This is a genomic window from Sorangium sp. So ce1014, from assembly GCF_051521505.1.
Taxonomy (GTDB): Bacteria; Myxococcota_A; Polyangia; order Polyangiales; family Polyangiaceae; genus Sorangium.
On record NZ_CP150356.1, the window covers coordinates 4,348,494 to 4,364,109 of the forward strand.

The following is a 15,616-nucleotide window of genomic DNA, read 5'->3' on the forward strand; positions in this document are numbered from 1 at the left end:
CGTGGAGGAACCCTCCGGGGCTGGCGAAGGGGTCGTCGACCCGTGGAGGAACCCTCCGGGGTTGGCAGGCTCGCGATCGTCGTCGTGCTCTCGGGGCTCGTCGCCGCGTTCCTCGACTGGGGCTGACGTTTCCGCGAGGGCAAGACTGCCCTTCCTCGCCCGCGTCTACAGCGCGCCGCCGCGGCCTGCCAGAGTCCGGGCGTGGGCTCAGAGCAAGTCGGAGAGGGCCGGGGCGTGCGTGTTCAGGAACGCGATCAGCTTCGTCAGCCGGCCGGGGGTCAGGCGCCGCTCGCGGCGGAGCAGCGAGATCGGGACCGGCTCGGCGCGGAGCGGTGCGAGCACCTCGACCGCGGCGCCGCTCCGGAGGGAGGCCGCGGCGACGTAGAGCGGCGCGCAGGCGATGCCGGCGCCGGCGAGCATCGCGCTGAAGCTCGCGTCACCGTCGTCGAAGGTGAAGCGGGCCTCCGGCTCGTAGCTGCCGTCCCGGTGCGGCCAGGGCAAGACGCGCCCGCTGCCGTTCCGGAAGGCGACGAGGTCGTGCCCGTCGAGATCGCGCAGGGACGCGGGGCGCGCGCGGCCAGCGAGGTAGCCCGGCGTCGTGCAGAGCACCCACGGCGCGGCGAACCAGGTCTGGGCGATGTGCCCGGGCAGACCGTCGAACGGGCCGGAGCGGATCGCGAGATCGATCCCGCCCTCGGCGAGGTCGAGCACCCGGTTCGTGGCGCGGATGTCGACCCGGATGTCCGGATGCACGCGCGCGAGCTCGCCCACGAGCGGCGCGAGGACGTGCCGGACCATGCCGGTCGCCGCCGTGAGCCGCACGATCCCGCCGTCGCCGCGATCGAACGCGTGCGCGGCCGTCTCGGCGAAGGCCTCCGCCGCGCGCACGGCCTCGCGCGCGGGCTCGAGCAGCGCCTCGCCGGCGTCGGTGAGGGAGATCGCATGCGTCGAGCGATGGAGGAGCCTCACGCCGGCGCCGTCCTCGAGCCGCGTGATCGCCTTCGAGACGCTCGCGGCGGACATCCCGAGCCTGCGCCCGGCCTCGGCGACCGAGCCCGCGTCCACGACCGCGAGGAAGCACCGCAGCTGCGGGACGGACACCTCGAAATCGATCGCGGCCATGCCGCGCGACGATGCGCGCGTCCGCGGCGCGCCGCAATGGCGGGCCTCCTCGCCGCGCCCGCGATCGGCTGCGCCCCGGCGCCCCGTCCGGCAGCGCCGACCGCCTTCGCCGACCCCCGCGTCGCCACCTGCGAGACGTACCTCGCGGCGTGGTCCGCGGTCCCGATCGACAGAGCATCGTCATGTTCACGGACATCCCGAAGGAAAGGCTGAAGTAGATGATCACGATCACCCCCTCCGACCTCGATCGCTTTCTCCGCGAGGACGACGGCAAGCCCGTCGTCATGCTGAACCTCCTCCGCTTCCGCCCTGACGGCGGCCGCGAGCGCTACTTCGAGTACATCGCGCTCGCGCGCCCCGTCCTCGCCCGCCACGGCGGCGAGATCCTCTACGCGGGCGACGGCACGACGGCGCTCTGCGCCGAGTCCGGCCAGTCCTGGGACTGCGTCGCCCTCGTCCGGTATCCCTCGCGAAGGGCGTTCACGGACATGATCGCCGACCCGGAGTACCACCGCGCTGACCCCGTGCGCCTCTCCGCGCTCAGCGAAGCCGTGCTCCAGCCGACACACCCGCTCGGCTGAAGCACTCCGCGCTCTCGAAGCGCCTCGGCGCTTCGCGTGCTTGCTTTTTCGGAAAATTCACAGGGAGGCGAGGAGACGGGGAGTAAAATCTCAGAAAAACTCCCAGCCTCTCTGTTCAATTTCCCGCTGTAAACGGGCACAGCGACCGGGGGTTCGACGTCCTCGTCGACGCCCTCCGCGCCGCGGAGGACGGGCGCCTCGCGCCGCGTGGCCGGCAGCGACGCCCTCTCGCCTCCTGCCCGCCTTGGATCGAGCAAGCCGGATTGCCGGGACGACCGTCCGCATGTCCACGCGCTGGAGCCTGCGAGCTCGGATGAGCTGCGCGCGTCAGAGCCGCTCTCAGTGGCTCGGAACCCACGAAGCACCTACGGACCGACGTGGCGGTAGACGCGAAGCCAGTCGTACTCGGCGCGCGTGGGGGCGGTGCTGCTGTCGACGGGGCCTGCCCAATCCGGCGACCCAGAAGCCCAGATCGTCAAGAGGATGTTCTGAGGGAGGACCATGCGTGCCATCTCCTCGGTGGCAGTGTGCATGAGCGCTCCGTCGACGTAGAAGCGCGCCTCTCCGGGCACCCATTCGATGGCATAGGTGTGAAAGCCCGCTGCGGGGTTCTGGTCCAAGGTGACGAGCTCGGGGAACTGGAGGTGGCCGGTGGCTGGATCAGCGGGCGGAATGTTCACCATGTGGTTGAACTGAATGCGATCGGCGTCTTTGCCCAGAAACTCGATGTCGAGCTCGTTCCAGTCGTCGGGGGGCCATGGGGTATAGATGAGCACCAGAGAAGAGACGACCGCGGAGCCCCGCGCAAACCGAGCTGACGCTTCGATTTTTCCGTAGGTCAGCGTCTCGCGAGAGCGCATTTCCACGCCGCGGAAGGGCTTGTTCGTATCGTTGGCTGCCGTCAGCGAGAGATGCAGGATGCCGTCGCTGACCGCAGCGTTTTCGCCGGTAAACTGCGCGAGATTGCCGTCCCAGCTGTGGGTCATCAGCTGCCAGCGCGTGAGATCGACGGTGTCGAACGGATCCTCCCAGACGAGCTCGAAGCTGCCATCCCCAGCGCCACCTCCAGCGGCGCCACCCGTGCCGCCGGCAGTCGCGCCGCCCGTCCCACCGGAACTTGCGCCGCCTGTCCCTGCGCCGCCCGTCCCACCGGAACTTGCGCCGCCCGTACCCCCTGCGCCACCGGTCATGGATGTCTCCGGCGGCATGCCGCCATGGCCACCGGTCATGGGGCCGGCAGCAGCCTCACCCGTCGCCGTGCTGGGGGGAGCTCCACCAGCGGCGGGGGAGGCGTCCGGATCCGGCGAGTCGTTGGAGCATCCCGAGAAAGCCAGGAGCGCGAGCAAGGCAAGGGCTGAGCGACTTCGCATGCCGACCGAATACTCAGCCGCCGCACGGCGAGCATCAAGGTTTGTGCGTTTTCGCAGCCTGAACGCCGATTCGCGGAGCAGCGGCGCCGGAAACGATGGAGCTGGGTGCGCGAGCTACCCGGGATCTCGGCGTTCGTGCTGTGCGCTCAACGGCTCCAGCCTGTCGGCGAGTAGCTTCCGGGTGCCAGGGTCGAGGAGCGCGCTGGGCGCCATGCCCAGCAACCCTCTGATCACCTGGTGACAGCGCGAGTAGCTGCCGAACCCGGCTTCGAGCGCCGCATGAGTCAAGCGGCCGCAGCCCTGATCGAGCAGCTCGAGGAGCTTCAGCGTCTGCAGCCGGTTCTTGTACTCCGTCAAAGACAGGCCCTGGTCCCGGCGAAATTTGCGGCTCACATCGCCGCGGTTGCTGGCCAGGCGTCGGGTCAGCTCGTCGCGGCGGAGGCTTGGCGCCTCGACCAGCAGGGCCGCAGCCCGGTGGCCAAGGCTCACCTGCGGAGGAGGTGTCATCGGGGCCAGCACTGCAAACAGATCGAGCAGCCGTCCTTCGACAGCCGGGTTGTCGCGGCTGTTGGGCACCTGCGCCATGGCGTCTGCACAAGCCAGTAAGGCCGCCCCGTCAAGGCGCTGCTGAGGCCGAGAGAAGCTCGGCGCCCGGCCGTGCTCGCGCGCGAACGCATCGAGCAGCTCGGGCCGGAACCCTACCACATACAGCTCGACGTCTGGGCTGGCGTCTTCGAGATAATGATCCAGCCCGGGCGGATACCAGAGCAGCGCTCCGCGGCCCATCAGAACGCGACGATGCCCCACGCGGAAGATGGCCGTTCCCCGGACGACGAGATTGAACTCCGGCTCGTCGTGAAAATGGGCGGGCCGCCTGTAGGCGGGATGATATCGCCAGGCCTGGGCGCGTCGACCTTCGGGCATGGGGAACGACTGCCACAGGAGGTTCAAGGTAAGCCCAAGGATAGTGCAGCCTGGTCAGGGAAGCACTGCGCTGGAGGTCCGCAGCGGCCCTTTTGGGCAGCCGGGGACCTTCGAACGCACATTCCTGGATGTGCCTCGAGGTGTTCGATGGGAGCATGTCCGCCGAGCGGTGGGCGTGGCGAGCTCAGGCGACGGGGCGCTCGAAGTCCGGCTTCCAGGCGCAGTCCTCATCGGAGCAGGCTCGTGCCCGCTGACCTCCCGGCGCCTTGGGCTGGGCGCCTCAGGCGTCCGCGCCCGCGCTGCCGTTCGACGGCGCTCGGCTCGCGACCGGGCCGCGAGAGACGACCTGCACGCAGTCTCCCACGCGGACGCGGCCCTCTTCGACGACGCGCAGGTAGATTCCGCGCAGGTGCAGCGCACGGTATGCGGGGTCCAGGTTGAGCTGCATCGAACAGAGGCCGAAGCGTTGGACCCACTTCTTGCAGCCGTTGTGGGCGACGGGAGTGACTCGCAGCAGGCAGTCGCCGGCGCGCAGCAGCGTGCCGGGCGGGAGGTTGTCCGAGGACAGGTCGAGATCGAGGTAGAGGTTGTCGCCGTGAAGATCGAGGGGTTGCCCGTTGGCGATGAGGCGCGCGACGTCCGCGCGCGTCGTCGCCAGCTGATAGTCGGGGCCGTACTCGGTCTGCGTCGCCCAGCGATCTCCCGGCATGCCGCCCTCCACCGTGAGCACGGCGTCGGTGTGCAGCTGCCGCTCGCCCGCAGGGCCGCGCGCGACCATCAGCGCCACCCTGCCGTCGTCGAGCGGCGCGCTCAACGACGCGATGCCGGCTTCGAGCGCCGCGCGGCCGAGGTGGCGGCTCGGATCGCCGCGCAGCCCGACGAACTGCAGGCGCTCGGTATCGACGCTGCCCGGGCGCGCCGCGATGAGTTCTTCCTTGCTGGGCTCGACAGGCTCAATCATGCATGGCTCCTCGGGCAGCCGGCGCAACGCGCGTGGCGCGCAGCAGCGTCGGCCGCCTGTCTTCCCCTCGATCGCTCAGCTCATCGAATCCACCGATTGACGATGTTCTCGTACAGCTCCTGCTGACCGCTCGCGAGCTTGACCTCACCACGCGCGTCGCCGATCTCGGCCAGCTGCTCCAGCGTCAGCTTGCCCTGCTCGAACTCCGCACCCTTGCCGCCGTCGAACGACGCGTAACGCGCCGCGCGCATCGACTCGAGCGGCGACTTGCGGATCAGGTCATCGGCGATGAGGAGCGAGCGCGCGAACACATCCATGCCGCCGATGTGTCCGTGGAAGGTGTCGATCAGATCCGTCGAGTTACGGCGACGCTTGGCGTCGAAGTTGACGCCGCCACCCTGGAGCCCGCCGCTGCGGAGCAGGATGAGCATCATCTCCACCGTCTCGTTGATGCTGTAGGGGAACTGATCGGTGTCCCACGCGTTCTGATTGTCGCCGCGGTTGGCGTCGATGCTGCCGAGCATACCGGCGTCCGCAGCCGCCTGCATCTCGTGGTCCATGGTGTGGCCGGCGAGCGTCGCGTGGTTCGTCTCCAGGTTGAGCTTGAAGTCCTTGTCCAGGCCGTGCTGACGCAGGAAGCCGATCACGGTCTCGGCGTCGAAGTCGTACTGGTGCTTGGAGGGCTCCATCGGCTTGGGCTCGATGAAGAAGACACCCTTGAAGCCGCGCGCGCGCGCGTAGTCGCGCGCCATGGTCAAGAAGCGAGCGAAGTGATCCTTCTCGCGCTTCATGTCCGTGTTCAGCAAGCTCATGTAGCCTTCGCGGCCACCCCAGAACACATAGTTCTCGCCGTTCAACGCGATGGTGGCGTCGAGGGCGTCCTTGAGCTGAGCACCGGCGTACGCCACCACCGAGAAATCCGGGTTCGTGGAGGCGCCGTTCATGTAACGCGGGTTGGAGAACAGGTTCGCCGTACCCCACAGCAGCTTGACGCCCGACTGGGATTGCTTCTGCTTGGCATACTCGACGATGCTCTGGAGGCGACGTGATGTCTCGGCGCGGCTATCGCCCTCTTCGACCAGGTCGATGTCATGAAAACAGTAGTGCGTCGCGCCCAGCTTGGTGATGAACTCGAAGCTCGCGTCCATCTTCATACGAGCACGGGTCAACGCGTCCTTGCCCTCGTCCCAGGGGAAGTTGATCGTCCCCGGACCGAACGGATCGTGCCCACGACCGCAGAACGTGTGCCAGTAACACACGGCGAACTTGAAGTGGTCCTTCATGGCCTTGCCAGCCACGACGCGGTTGGCGTCGTACCACTTGAAGGCGAGCGGGTTGTCGGACTCAGGTCCCTCGTAAGGGATCTTGCCAACACCAGGGAAGTACTCTCTGCCTCCGGTCACAACGGTCATAAAATCTCCAGCTCGTGGTCTCCGTGTGTTTTACATCGAAGGGGGGACTTAGGCAAGAGTATTTACGAAGTGTGCGTCAGGGTGCAGGCCGCACACCTACCGCGACCTGCGCCGGCATGGGCTCCGGCGTGCCTGCGCCAGGAGCTCCGGGCTATTGCAGCGTCACGGTATAGGAGCCGTTGGCTCGGAGGCCGAGCAGCTGGATGACCCGGACGACGTACTCGCCAGGTTGCTCGAAGAGCGACGACACGTCATTGTCACCTTCCAGGAGATATTCCTCGAGGGGGAGCTCTTCGGCCGGCGCCCCGCGCCGGCTCACTTCGATGAGGCCAGTGTCCGTATCCCGCAGCTCGATGTGGACGCTGGTCGATGCGCCGGCGCTCAGCAAGAACCAGTCCTCGTCTTCTCCCCTGGCCAGCTCCCACTTGCCCTCGACGGCCTCGCCGGCCTCCAGCGTGGTCGCCGTCTCCAGGGACGCCCCGTGATCGTCCGTGTAGAGGGAGATGTAGCGATCGAGTTCATCGGGCCTCGGGAGCAGCGGCGACGAGACCAGCTGTTCCCCCAGCGAAGCTCGGAGGTAGTATGTGCCCGTCTGGCTCGGCTTGAACGAGACGGTCCGGTCCGAGGCCGATGCCACGAGATCCTGCTGGGCATCGAGGAGCTCGAGCGGCACGCGGCCACCGAAGGAGTAGATCGTGTTCGCCTGCAGATCGACGGCGAACATGTCCACGTCGCCGGGCGGCTCGATGCGCGCGCTCCATTCGCCGGGATCGACCACGCTGGCCGAATCGGGGCGATCACCGTGGTCGTCTTCCACGTGGCACAGGGGTCGCGACGGGTCGTCCGTGTGACCCTCGCACGCGCGAAAATCCTGGAGGAGACCCAGGTAGAGCGAGAGCCAGCGGGAGAAGACCTCATGGTTCTCCTCGTTCATGTTCGCCTGATCGACGGCGCGTTGCATCGGCTCGGCTCGCGCCAGAATCCTATCGATCTGGTCGAACAGGGTGGGGCTCTGGTTGCGCCGCAGCCAGTCCGCGAACGCGTCTCGGTTCTGTTCGAGCGTGCGCCCCTCGTTGGCCACGTAATCTGGCCGGGACACGCCGACCAGGTCGAAATCGTAGGGAGCGTAAAATATCGCCTTGCGATCGACGTCGACCATGGTGACCAGGTTCTTCCCATCGATCCCGTCGTACTGAATCACGAAATCGTGCAGCAGGTTCAACAGCAATAGACCGACCGGGTCCACCTTGAGCTGCGAGGTATCGACCCCGGACAGTTCTTCCAACTCCACCATGCCGCAGCGCTCGACCATCTCGTCCTCGGGCTCGCGCACGAACGCGAGGTGCGTCTCCTCCTTGCCGGTCGGCGCGTCGTGGTAGGTGAGCCGTACGAGCCGCGTCTTGAGCGAGGGCACCTGCAGCTGATCGAGCACTTGATAAACAGTGTCCTCCATCCGCAGGCGCTGTTCGTAGGTCTCGATAGAATCCGCCTTGAGCGTGGGAGACAGGCCTTCCCTGTCTCCGCAATGCGTGACGAACTTCACCGACTTGCCGAGGTGCGCGAAGATGTTATCTTTCTGCTTTTCCTCGAATTTGAGCGAGAACGGGCGAGAGCCGCAATGGAAGCGCGAAACTCCCCGGGCGATGATGTTCGCGGTGATCGGCGCCGCGCCGCTCTGGTCGCTCAGCTCGATCACGGCCTGTGAGCCCGATTCCTCTTTCGTGGGTGCACTGTTCAGCTTCGTAAAATCGGCAGAGATCCGCATGTTCAACACGTCGCGGCTCGTGAACATGGGCGACTTTGAAGCGTGACAGGTGAACATCTGCGAGTCCGGCGACGTGTCGGCGGGCGCCTCATCGCCATTCCCGGCGGGCGTGTCATCGCCATTGCCGGCGGGCGTCTCATCGCCATTGCCGGCGGGCGTCTCATCGCCATCGGGATCCAGGATGGATTCCTTCGGGTTGTTGGGTGGCTCACTGGAGCATGCTCCGCTCAACGCGAGTCCAGGCAGGAGCAGGGCCGCAAGGGTAATCAAGCGCACTTGGTTCATGGGACATTCAACCATTAAGAAGGGGTGGTACCGCGTTGGGAACGCATAGATGCTGCGGGTGAAATATTCAAACCATGATAGACGACAATGCTTTCACTCATGTGCAACTACATCGTCGATGACCGGCCTCTCATGCCCCTCCGGATCCTCCCCAGGGCTGCCGCAGAGGGGCTCGAGCCATCGCGCGCCGCCCGGATGTGGGCCGCACACCGGGATGGATGCCGCCAGGGGGCGCGAGCCTTCAGATGATTTTCCGTGGCGTCATCGACTCGCTCGCCTGGACACCTGGAGGGGTGTCGTCACGGAACTTTCGATCCATCGAAGCGCGACATTTGCTATCACACTGAAACCTTTGGACGCGTTCTGCTGCTGGGGCCGCATTGCCCCGCGGGCGCGCGGCACGCTCCCGCGGACTATCCATCACCGCTTCCGCTGCACGAGCGAACTGTGACGCCTCCACGTGCGGCCCCGTCGTGCTTCAGCGCGCGATCAGCTCCCCGTCGGAGGTCCACCCCACCTGCGCGCCGGGCGCCGTGGAGCCCGGCTCCGGGAACCACAGCGTGATGCGGCCGCTCGTCGGCTCACGCTCCACTTCGGGGAGCCCGAGATCGGGATCGCCCGGGTAGCTCCGCTGCTCGCCGTCCGCCAGCGTGACCGTCATCTGCCGGATGAGCGCGCCCTCCAGCTCGAACGCCACGCGACGGCCATCCGCCAGGGTGACGCCGCTCCGACCGATCGAGGTCGGCGCGTTCGCCAGCCACGCTTCGCGCATCGCGACGCGCGGATCGCCGATGCGCTGGGCGTGCTCGCCGCAGGCCGGCGGCGCATCCCCCAGGCGCGCGCACACTGCGTGGAAGAACGCGCTCGTCGCGTCAACCTCGCGCACGAAGCGGTAGCGCGCGGCCAGGATCTCGTCGTCGAACACCGGAACGTTGGCGAGCGGCTCCGCGTCGATCTGATTCAGCGCGACCTGCACCGCGGCGATCCCATCGACGATGGCAACTCGGAGCACGTCCGCCGGCACCTCTTCCCGCAGGGTCCAGATCAGCTGCCGGAGCGACTGGCCTGTCTCGTGATCGGCGCGACCGAAGCGCCAGAATGCATCCGAGACGGACTCCTCGTAGACGTCCATCCTCCGGCGGCAGTCGACGGGCGTGCCCCCTTCGCCCAGCACCTTGCCATGGCAGGGATCCCCGTCGAACACGTGCGCGAGAATGTCGGCGATGGCCTCGTTCGCGGCGGTGCTGAGGCGCTCGCCGAGCGGACCGGAGGCGAGCCAGAGGCCGTAGTGCAGCGCATGGCCCAGCTCGTGATTCACGACGTCCCTCTCCAGGTAAGGGTGTGCGCGCGTGGGCTGCGTGGAGTGTCCGAGCAGGGTGTAGGAGCAGTTCCTGCGCAGCGGCAGCTCGAACTCGCCGTTGTCGGTGCCAAACGAGAAGGTTCCATCAGGTCCCAGGAGCTCCTCGTGCTCCCCGCGCAGCGCCTGCGCAATGTCTGCCGGGCCGATGTCGGGGTTGTCCGCGTGCTCCTCGACCTCTTCGAGGAAGTTGCGATGCAAGGGGGGCCGCTCGCATGTGAACGCATCGATCCGCTCGATCGCTGCCCGGTTCGAGGGCGCGCTCGCGACCTCCGCCTCGAGCGCGCGCAGATCGTCGAAGATGCTCTCGCCGTAGAGCTGCGGCAGGGCCTCCGTCGCGCTCGTCCCGCGCGGCGGAGAGATGAAGAGCCGCGCTGGCGCATGCGGTACGCTCAGCCCTGCCTCCGCCCAGTACGCGAGGAACGCTCGCGCCGAGGGCAGCACGTCGGCCTCGAAGCGCTCGCGATCGGCCTCCGTGGCAAACGCTCCGCGCGCGACGATCGGATCGACGAGGGCGGCCGATGGCAGCGTTGCCTCCTCGCGATCTCGGAGATCGGGCCCAGCGCTTGTCGTCGGTCCCGCGTCACACGCCGCGAGCAGCGGGGCAAAGGCGAAGAGAATGGCTTTTTTCATGTTGGGATCTCGAGGAAAGAGGCGTCTCCCGTCGAACCGGCACGTCATGCGCTGGCTCGTCTATGGCCCTATTCCGCGCCATCCCGTGTTCCTTTAAACTCTGCGGACGATTTCTCGAGCTCTTCGGCACGATGCCGTGCTCCGCTGCTACTTGAGCGAGGGTGCGAGGCCCTCCGGTCGCTCGCGCGCTGGTCCGAAGAGTGGGCGCTGCTCTTGCGGGGCGCCGCCCTGCCCGGCGAGGGCGCCGACGCCCCCGCCTGCGTTGAGCCGAAGAGGGCCAGAAAGGCGCCCCCGCCGTGAGCGCTCGCGGCGCGCGCCCCACCGCCGGGGGCGGCCCGCGCGACGCCCCCTTTACTTGTCGCCGTCGACCGGAAGCCCCTCGGCCCGCATCGCCCCCTGCACCGCGGGGCGCGCGGCCACCCGCCGCTGGTACGCGAGCAAATTGGGGAAGGCCGACAGGTCGAGCTTGACGAAATTCGACCAGTTGGTGACCGTGAAGAGGTAGGCGTCGGCCACGGTGAACTGCTCGCCGAACAGGTAGGGCCCCTTCGCGAGCGCCGCCTCGATCACGCCGTAGCGCTTGCGCAGGTACTCTTCGCGCTCTTGCCGCTGCTCGGGCGAGGTCTTCGGGCTGAAGAGCGGGCCGTAGGTCTTGTGCAGCTCAGAGTTGATGTACCCGAGCGTCTCTTGCACGCGGTAGCGAGCCATCGTGCCCGGCAGCGGCACGAGCTTCGCTTCGGGCTTCTGGTCGGCCAGGTACTGAACGATGGCCGGCCCCTCGGTCAAGACCTCGCCGCCGTCGAGCTCGAGCGCGGGGATGTACCCCTTCGGGTTGATGGCCGAAAAGTCGCGGCCCGACGACGTCTTCTTGGACGCGATGTCGACCTTGTCGAGCGTCAGCTCGATGCCGATTTCGCGGGCGACGATGTGCGGAGACAGAGAGCAGGCACCGGGAGCGAAATACAATTTCATGGAAGCATCCCTCGAATCATGTGGTGTTGGTGAGATACCCGAACGACCCCGCCTCGGCGACGCGCCCCCGGGCGTTCGGGGCGGCGAGGGGAGGGCGGGCGCGGGGGTCGGCGAAGGCCCCCGCGCGCCCCGGCGAAGCCCGTCGCTTCGGCGAGGGCCGCGGCGCGCCAGCCCCGATCGCTCGGGGCCGGCGCCATCGAGCCCGCAAGCTAGCGCGCGAAGTTACTCCTGGATACTGGCCAGGTGCTGGATACATGAAAAAGGGGTATCTTCGGGGTTACCCATGGCACTGCCGGTCCGAAAAAATCGCGTCCCCCCGCCGCCCCTCTGCCCGCTGACGCTGTGCATGGCGCTCTTGCGCGGGGCCTGGGCGCCGAACGTCATCTGGTCGCTCAGCGGGCAGCCGCGCCGGTTCGGCGAGCTGCGCGTCGACATCCCGCAGATCTCGGCGCGGGTGCTGAGCGCGCGCCTGCGCGAGCTCGAGGCCAAGGGCGTGGTCAGCCGCCGCGTCATGCCCACCTCGCCGCCCTCGGTCGAGTACGAACTTACCCCGCTCGGCCAGGAGCTGGTGCCCGCGCTCCGTGCCATCGTCGAGGTCGGCAGGAAGCTCAACGTCCGAGAGCCTCACACCTTGCCGGGGCCCGGGGCACGCTCGCGCAGGCGCGCGGCCGCCCCGGCGCGAAGCGACGCCGCCTGAGCGCGGGGCCGGCGCCAGCTGGCCTGTATGGGGCGTGAACCGTCGCTGCATACTCGCCCTTCATATCGTGCCCTGTGATCTCCAACGTCGTGGTGCGTCCGTTCGCGAGTAGAACGCCTGCGCGGCGCAGCATGCGACTTGTGAGGAGCTCGCCGGCGGTGAAGACGGTGAAGGCGACAGTCTCCCGGGCGAAGACGACAGTCTCCCGAAGGGATGAAACGGAGAGCTACAAGAAGGCCATCGAGGAGGCTGAGAAGCAGAACCCGGATTCGTCGCCTGGCTGCGTCCTCGTTGCTGTATTCACCGTGCAGAGCGCGACGAATCCCCCGCCCGGCACGGGGTTCACGCACATCGCCGGCGTAAGCCGGCGAGGCGAGTTCCAGCTGAAGCGTCGTACCTCGCGGAAGAAACGGAACGCCAAGCTGGCGAGCCTGCGCGAAGAAATGCGCGAGCGTCGGCATGAGCCCGTGCGAGCCCAGCACGCATGGCTCTCCAGCGTGCTCGAAGGGCACTTCCGGTACTACGGGGTGCCCACAAACTACCGGGCGTTGCAGCAGTTTCGGGAACGCGTGCGCGCAAGCTGGCACCGCCAGCTTCAGCGGAGAAGCCAGCGCGCGCACTGGTCCCGGCAGCAACGAACGGGGTTCGAGCAGCGGTTCCCTCTCCTGCAGCCCCGCATCCATCATCCCTGGCCGGCTCTACCGCGAGCCAGTCCGTCGACCCGAGGTGGGAGCCCGGTGCGGGAAATCCGCTCGCCGGGTTCTGTCCGGGGGGCGGTCCGGGTTGACCGAAGGTAGGTCAGCACGGGCCGTCCCTACCGGGACCAAGGGGCGCAAGGGGGGAGAAGAATATAATTCTATCTCTGTTCCCTTGCGCCTCTCGCGCCCTTGTGGTCTCTCGTCTGACTGGGTGCCGTGCCCTTCCAGCGTGCTCCTCGGCGGCTCTGACGGATGCCACAATCTATTGAATTCAGCTGAATTTTAGCCTGTTCGGCGTTCTGGCGGGTAAGAAGTTCAAACGCTATCTGAAAGTCAGACTCCTCGTAGCGGCCGTGCGCTCCCGGCGCGGAAGCGCAAGAAGGCGACCGCCTGAGCGCGAGCGGCCGACGAAGCCGAGCGCGCGACGGTCCTCGAGAGGATCGCCGGCGCCGGACCTCGGCCGATTAGATGCTGCACTCCACGAAGCCCTGCGTATTCGTGGAGACGTTCATCTCCCACCTGGACTGGGTGGCGTCGTACTGGACGACCACGCCGGTGGAGACGCCGCCGCGGAGAATGCCGCCAATCCCCTTGAGCCAGCACGTCTTGCCGTTCACCGCGGGGCCGAGGTTCACCGACCCTGCCTGGATGCCGTGGTAAGCCTCGCCGAGGTAGTCCGTCACCTGTACACAGCTCGCGTAGCCGGCGACCTTCCCCTGCCCGTGGAGGTACCAAGAGCCGCCGTCTTTCTCCACGCCGATGTAGTCCGACGCGTCGGCGAAGTTGTCGCCGCCCTCGTAGTTGATGACCTGCGTCAGGAAGCAGCGTCGGTTGTTGCTGGTGGACGCGAGGTACACCCTGGGGCTGGTCGTGGTATAGCTGTTGTTGGAGTAACCGACCTGCGTGATCATGGTGCCGGGGTTGGCGAGCCCACCGTAGGCACGGACCGACACACCCGAGTCGGCGTGCGCGAACACGCGCGCCGTGCCGAGGTAGCTGTACATCGCGACGTTGCCACCGTCCCGGAGGTTTCCGGTCACGCCCATGATGTAGGCCGCGTTCCCGCTCCAGGTGCCGAGGTTCTGGAAGGCGTTGCCCGACGTCGCGGTGGCGCTGCTGTACCCGAACGCGGCAAACGCCTGCTCGGCGGTGCCGATCGCCTCGTCCTCGCCCCCGTCGACGTCGCCGTTGCCCTGATCCGGGCTCTCGTCCTCGACGTTGCACCCCAGGAGGACGACGACCGAAGCGACCGACAGCACGCGAAAACAAGTGCGAACTAGTTGCATGTGCATAGGATGTTCCCCTTTTCGAGCGCAGCGGGCCGAGGCGGCGCGCCGCGACGACAATGCTACGCCGACCCGACCCGGTGACAACGGACACGCGGCTTACGGCTCGCGCGGGGCGGCGTCTTCGAGAAGAGCGCCGAGGGAGCGTGCTTCCACGAGGCGCCGCCGCCCTCGAAGGGCGGATGGTGTTTATCTGCTAGCGCTTATGAATCATTGAATCGGCGCAGGCGCAGGCGCCGCGTCCGGTGCGGGCGCAGGCGCAGGCGCGGGCGCCGCGTCCGGTGCGGGCGCAGGCGCAGGCGCGGGCGCCGCGTCCGGCGTGGGCGCAGGCGTCGGCGCGGGCTCCGGGGCCGGCGCGGGCACCGGGGCCGGCGCGGGCTCCGCCTTGGCTGGCACCGGCCTGCAGGGCACGCAGGGCGGCAACCCTGGCACCTTCGAGCCCACGGCATAGGAGAGCGTGAGCAGGATGTTATTCTGCACCTGCCAGGCGTCGATGAGCTGCGGCTGGCGCACGACATGGAGCTGGTAATCGAGGGACGCCCACTCCACGAGCTTGAAGGAGAGCCCCCCGACGATGTCGACGTTCATGAGGTCCAGCGCGCCGCGCTCATCGCCTGCGTCCAGATCCGAATACACGATCGGCAAGAGGGCGGCGATGCCCGCCCTGTACGTGATCTGCTTCTCACGGAGCGCGCCCGAGGCCTCGATGACAGCCTCGGCGCCGAGCTGGCTATAGCCCGAGAGCTCGCTCACCTCGACCTCGGGCGTCCCGTCGTCGTCCCCCAGGGCGAGCACGCCCGACGCAAGAACCTCCTGCGCACCAGCGCCGGCGCGCGCCTCGACAAGGACAGACTCCCGGTTGACAGGCTGGACGAAGACGCCGAGCGACTGCTTGAGCGTCACGGGCTGGAACGGGTCGCTCAGGTGAAGGCGCGCCCCGGTGATCGCCTCGGTCGTCCCGTCCGCGCGCGTGATCGCGTAGGTCGTCGGCGCCGAGCGCGGGTCGCTGCCAGGGAACATCTGCGTATCGAGAGCGAAGCGACCGAACGGCCCGAACCAGGGCACGACGTGGTAGAGGTAAATCGCCTCGAAGGCGAGCGCGTCGCGCGTCTTGACCCAGGCATCCAGGGCCGGCGTGCGCGTCACGCCAGCGCCAGCCCCGAGCGTCATGCGGAGCTCATGGGCGGCCTTGTTGAAGTCGAGGGAGCCCTCCAGAATGAAGCCCAGGGATACGCCTGTCCCGTCTGCCTGCCCGACGACGCTGCGGTTGTTGGCCAGGTTGAACGTGCCGCCGAGGAGCAGCCCCGGTGACCAGCCCTCCACGCGCCCCGGATCGGTCGCGGGCGCTTCGACGTACGTGGTCTCCACGGAAGGTGCCGGCTGCGCCGAGGCTCCGCGAGCGAGGAGACCGGCCACGGCGCACGCTGAGGCTGCAAGCCCGAAGCGTTCTAGAGAGATTTGCATGGGATACCCTCGGCGAGTGTGCTGAATCAGGTGCAAACGCGGGGGCTATAGCACAGAGAGCGTTCGACGAGAGTCGAACGTAGAAATTT

13 protein-coding genes are annotated in these 15,616 nt (G+C 67.6%); 3 read left to right on the plus strand and 10 right to left on the minus strand.

Annotation, left to right across the window (positions count from 1 at the left end; translation table 11 throughout):
• Positions 1-207: 207 nt before the first annotated feature.
• Complete coding sequence (locus tag WME75_RS16490; protein ID WP_437491852.1) at positions 208-1,122, minus strand: LysR family transcriptional regulator; 915 nt, start codon at positions 1,120-1,122, stop codon at positions 208-210.
• A gap of 218 nt (positions 1,123-1,340) precedes the next feature.
• Between WME75_RS16490 and WME75_RS16495 the strand changes: the two genes are divergently transcribed.
• On the plus strand, positions 1,341-1,703 hold the full coding sequence (locus tag WME75_RS16495; protein WP_437491854.1) for a DUF1330 domain-containing protein: 363 nt from the start codon (positions 1,341-1,343) through the stop codon (positions 1,701-1,703).
• A gap of 365 nt (positions 1,704-2,068) precedes the next feature.
• Here the strand turns inward: WME75_RS16495 and WME75_RS16500 are convergent, their stop codons facing one another.
• The 7 genes from WME75_RS16500 to gstA all read right to left on the minus strand — a co-directional run bounded on the left by WME75_RS16500 (position 2,069) and on the right by gstA (position 11,382).
• Entirely contained in the window at positions 2,069-2,932 is an 864-nt protein-coding gene (locus WME75_RS16500) for a family 16 glycosylhydrolase (RefSeq protein ID WP_437491856.1), read from the minus strand.
• A gap of 255 nt (positions 2,933-3,187) precedes the next feature.
• Positions 3,188-4,024 (minus strand): AraC family ligand binding domain-containing protein, encoded by an 837-nt coding sequence (locus tag WME75_RS16505; RefSeq protein WP_437491859.1) that lies wholly within the window; start codon positions 4,022-4,024, stop codon positions 3,188-3,190.
• A 253-nt stretch (positions 4,025-4,277) separates the two neighbouring features.
• Entirely contained in the window at positions 4,278-4,958 is a 681-nt protein-coding gene (locus WME75_RS16510) for an MOSC domain-containing protein (protein ID WP_437491862.1), read from the minus strand.
• 80 nt (positions 4,959-5,038) lie between these two features.
• Positions 5,039-6,370, minus strand: coding sequence for a xylose isomerase (xylA, locus tag WME75_RS16515; RefSeq protein ID WP_437491865.1), 1,332 nt, complete (start codon positions 6,368-6,370; stop codon positions 5,039-5,041).
• Between the two features lie 151 nt (positions 6,371-6,521).
• Complete coding sequence (locus tag WME75_RS16520) at positions 6,522-8,420, minus strand: hypothetical protein (RefSeq protein WP_437491868.1); 1,899 nt, start codon at positions 8,418-8,420, stop codon at positions 6,522-6,524.
• A gap of 478 nt (positions 8,421-8,898) precedes the next feature.
• Entirely contained in the window at positions 8,899-10,410 is a 1,512-nt protein-coding gene (locus WME75_RS16525; RefSeq protein ID WP_437491871.1) for a hypothetical protein, read from the minus strand.
• Between the two features lie 351 nt (positions 10,411-10,761).
• Complete coding sequence (gene gstA, locus WME75_RS16530; protein ID WP_437491873.1) at positions 10,762-11,382, minus strand: glutathione transferase GstA; 621 nt, start codon at positions 11,380-11,382, stop codon at positions 10,762-10,764.
• A 283-nt stretch (positions 11,383-11,665) separates the two neighbouring features.
• On the opposite strand from gstA, the gene WME75_RS16535 reads away from it, so the two are divergent.
• The gene (locus WME75_RS16535) at positions 11,666-12,079 is read left to right on the plus strand and encodes a winged helix-turn-helix transcriptional regulator (protein ID WP_437491876.1); all 414 of its coding nucleotides are present in this window, start codon (positions 11,666-11,668) and stop codon (positions 12,077-12,079) included.
• A 158-nt stretch (positions 12,080-12,237) separates the two neighbouring features.
• Entirely contained in the window at positions 12,238-12,876 is a 639-nt protein-coding gene (locus WME75_RS16540; protein ID WP_437491879.1) for a hypothetical protein, read from the plus strand.
• Between the two features lie 365 nt (positions 12,877-13,241).
• Here WME75_RS16540 and WME75_RS16545 read toward each other — a convergent pair whose 3' ends face one another.
• Both WME75_RS16545 and WME75_RS16550 read right to left on the minus strand, forming a co-directional pair.
• Positions 13,242-14,063, minus strand: a complete 822-nt coding sequence (locus tag WME75_RS16545; protein WP_437491882.1) for a hypothetical protein — start codon at positions 14,061-14,063, stop codon at positions 13,242-13,244.
• 210 nt (positions 14,064-14,273) lie between these two features.
• Positions 14,274-15,431, minus strand: a complete 1,158-nt coding sequence (locus tag WME75_RS16550) for a hypothetical protein (protein ID WP_437491884.1) — start codon at positions 15,429-15,431, stop codon at positions 14,274-14,276.
• Between the last annotated feature and the right edge of the window lie 185 nt (positions 15,432-15,616).

Bases quoted from the DNA above. Each gene is read 5' to 3' on its own strand.
- WME75_RS16545 (WP_437491882.1), bottom strand. From the start codon at position 14,063: ATGCAACTAGTTCGCACTTGTTTTCGCGTGCTGTCGGTCGCTTCGGTC.
- WME75_RS16490 (WP_437491852.1), bottom strand. From the start codon at position 1,122: ATGGCCGCGATCGATTTCGAGGTGTCCGTCCCGCAGCTGCGGTGCTTC.
- WME75_RS16520 (WP_437491868.1), bottom strand. From the start codon at position 8,420: ATGAACCAAGTGCGCTTGATTACCCTTGCGGCCCTGCTCCTGCCTGGA.
- xylA (WP_437491865.1), bottom strand. From the start codon at position 6,370: ATGACCGTTGTGACCGGAGGCAGAGAGTACTTCCCTGGTGTTGGCAAG.
- gstA (WP_437491873.1), bottom strand. From the start codon at position 11,382: ATGAAATTGTATTTCGCTCCCGGTGCCTGCTCTCTGTCTCCGCACATC.
- WME75_RS16510 (WP_437491862.1), bottom strand. From the start codon at position 4,958: ATGATTGAGCCTGTCGAGCCCAGCAAGGAAGAACTCATCGCGGCGCGC.
- WME75_RS16500 (WP_437491856.1), bottom strand. From the start codon at position 2,932: ATGACCGGTGGCCATGGCGGCATGCCGCCGGAGACATCCATGACCGGT.
- WME75_RS16525 (WP_437491871.1), bottom strand. From the start codon at position 10,410: ATGAAAAAAGCCATTCTCTTCGCCTTTGCCCCGCTGCTCGCGGCGTGT.
- WME75_RS16495 (WP_437491854.1), top strand. From the start codon at position 1,341: ATGATCACGATCACCCCCTCCGACCTCGATCGCTTTCTCCGCGAGGAC.
- WME75_RS16535 (WP_437491876.1), top strand. From the start codon at position 11,666: ATGGCACTGCCGGTCCGAAAAAATCGCGTCCCCCCGCCGCCCCTCTGC.